Raw genomic sequence first — 2,573 nt, 5'->3', positions numbered from 1 at the left:
GCCCTCGGTTCCTGGGTGCAGCTCGTCAGCGGCGAACACCTCGGCAATATTTACCGCGTCGTGCTCTCGGCCACGGGCAATGCGTTCCACATTGCCTTGACCGTGGTGTTCATGCTGATCATCCTGTTTTTCGTCTACAAGGACGGCGAGGCCATGGTCGCCCAGCTAGACATCGTGGGCGAGCGCGTGTTGCCGGCCCGCTGGACGCGGCTTTCGCGCGTCGTGCCTGCCACCATCAGCGCAACGGTCACGGGCATGGGGCTGATCGCCATCGGCGAAGCCGTGGTGCTGGGCACGGCTTATTGGATCGCGGGCGTGCCGTCGCCGGCGCTCATGGGCTTGATCACGGGATTCATGGCGCTCGTGCCGGGCGGCGCTCCCGTGGCGTTCACCATGGTGTCGCTGTACCTGATCGCGTCCGGCAAGCTCGTGGCTGGGCTCGGCCTGTTCGCCTGGGGCTCGTTCGAGCTTTTCATCGTCGATAAGACATTGCGCCCGAAACTGGTCGGCGGGCCGGTCAAGCTGCCTTTCCTGCCGACCTTCATCGGCCTCGTGGGGGGCGTCCAGACCATGGGGCTCGTGGGCCTGTTCGTCGGCCCCGTGCTGATGGCGCTGCTGGTCGCCATCTGGCGCGAGTGGGTGAGAGAGATCCCCCGCGCCGAGCTTTCCTGCCCCCTGGAGGGCCACCAGGGGGAGCGGGGGTCGGATCAGTAGATCCCTTGTGCCAACATGGCGTCGGCGACCTTCACGAAGCCGGCGATGTTGGCGCCGTCCACGTAGTTGATGCTGCCGTCGGGCCGGGTGCCGTGGCGAACGCAGTTCTCGTGGATGTCTTTCATGATGGCGCGCAGCCGTTCGTCGACTTCGGCATGGTGCCAAGAGACGCGCTGCGAGTTTTGCGCCATTTCCAGCCCCGACACCGCGACACCGCCGGCGTTGCTCGCCTTGCCCGGCGCGTAGAGCGTACCGGCCTTCACGAATACGTCCACGGCTTCGAGGGTGGATGGCATGTTCGCGCCTTCGGCCACGCACACCACGCCGTTGCGCACCAGCGTTTCGGCGTCTTGGCCGTCGAGCTCGTTCTGGGTGGCGCAAGGCAGGGCGATGTCCACGGGGATGTGCCAGGGCCGCTTGCCGGCTTCGAACGCCAGCTTATTGCGTGCGGCGAAGTCGGCAAGGCGGCCGCGCTGGACGTTCTTGAACTCCATGATTTCCTTGAGCAGGTCGGTGCTGATGCCTTCGGGGACGTACAGGGTGCCGTCCGAGTCGGACATCGTCAGGACCTTGGCCCCGAGGTCGATGGCTTTTTCGGCGGCGTACTGTGCAACATTGCCGGAGCCAGAGATCGAGACCTTCTTGCCGTCGAAGCTTTCGGCCTTCCGGTGCAGCATCTGCTCGGCGAAGTAGATGGTGCCGTAGCCGGTGGCTTCGGGGCGCATCAGGCTGCCGCCAAAGGAAAGTCCTTTGCCGGTGAACACCGCTGCCGAGCTGTTCGATAGTTTTTTCATCATCCCGGCCATGAAGCCCACCTCGCGCGCGCCCACGCCGATGTCGCCGGCGGGCACGTCGGTGTCGGGGCCGAGGTGGCGGTACAGCTCCAGCATCAAGGCCTGGCAGAAGCGCATGACTTCACCATCGCTCTTGCCCTTGGGGTCGAAGTCGGCGCCGCCTTTGCCGCCGCCCATGGGCAGGGTCGTGAGCGAGTTCTTGAAGGTCTGTTCGAATGCCAGGAAGCGCAGGATGGACAGGTTGACCGAGGGATGCAGGCGCATGCCACCTTTGTAGGGGCCGATGGCGGAGTTGTGTTGGACGCGGAAGGCGCGGTTGACTTGCGTTTGGCCGCGGTCGTCCACCCAGCAGACGCGGAATTGAATGATCCGTTCCGACTCCACCAGGCGTTCGAGCAAGCCCTGTTCGGCATAGCGCGGGTTCTTCTGCAAGAACGGCCAAAGGCTCGTCATGACTTCCTTGACGGCTTGCAGGAATTCCGGCTGGTGAGGGTCGCGCTGGGCGACGCGCGCGAGAAAACTATCTAGGCTGGTGTGTTTCAATTACGGCTCCGATGGATATCCGGGCGCTAGGCCATCCCGCCGGCGGCGCGGCGCCGAAGGTTGCACCTAATACGTGCGGTGTTGCGCTAAACCGGTGCATCGTGCACCGGAAAAATGCGGCATTGTAATCATCTTTTTTCGTCATCATGCTGCTAAATGTTGGCTTTAGGCCCTCATTTTGTGCGATTTTTTAAAAAGGGACGGAGCGATATTTCTCCGTGGTTTTTCAATAAAAATAGGGACGTACCATGGGCGGCATGAACGCAGCCGCGTGGAGGCGCTCCCGTCAGGAAGCGATATGGCTTGGATGCTATTGATCGTCGCCGGCTTGCTAGAAGTCGGTTGGGCTATCGGCTTGAAATACACCGATGGCTTCACCCGGCTGTGGCCGTCCCTGGGAACCGCCATTGCCATGATAGCCAGTGTGGTATTGCTGGGTGTTGCAATGCGTACGCTCCCGGTCGGCACCGCGTACGCGATCTGGGTGGGCGTGGGCGCGGTGGGAACCGCTGCGCTGGGGAT

3 protein-coding genes are annotated in these 2,573 nt (G+C 63.1%); 2 read left to right on the top strand and 1 reads right to left on the bottom strand.

What is annotated here, in order from left to right:
* On the top strand, window positions 1-714 hold a 714-nt coding region (locus IRZ12_RS17210), incomplete at its 5' end, for an AI-2E family transporter (protein WP_296471224.1).
* Here the strand turns inward: IRZ12_RS17210 and gdhA are convergent.
* Window positions 708-2,051 (bottom strand): NADP-specific glutamate dehydrogenase, encoded by a 1,344-nt coding sequence (gdhA, locus tag IRZ12_RS17205; RefSeq protein ID WP_296471221.1) that lies wholly within the window; start codon window positions 2,049-2,051, stop codon window positions 708-710. The two genes, IRZ12_RS17210 and gdhA, sit on opposite strands and share 7 nt — an antisense overlap.
* Window positions 2,052-2,349: 298 nt before the next feature.
* On the opposite strand from gdhA, the gene IRZ12_RS17200 reads away from it, so the two are divergent.
* Window positions 2,350-2,573, top strand: a 224-nt coding sequence (locus IRZ12_RS17200) for a multidrug efflux SMR transporter (protein ID WP_296471218.1), incomplete at its 3' end; no start/stop codon positions are given.

Origin of the sequence: Pigmentiphaga sp. (assembly GCF_019689535.1) — a bacterium.
In the GTDB taxonomy this organism is placed as follows: Bacteria; Pseudomonadota; Gammaproteobacteria; order Burkholderiales; family Burkholderiaceae_B; genus Pigmentiphaga.
The sequence above is the reverse complement of the archived record's forward strand: the minus strand, read 5'-3'. Positions and strand labels throughout refer to the sequence as shown.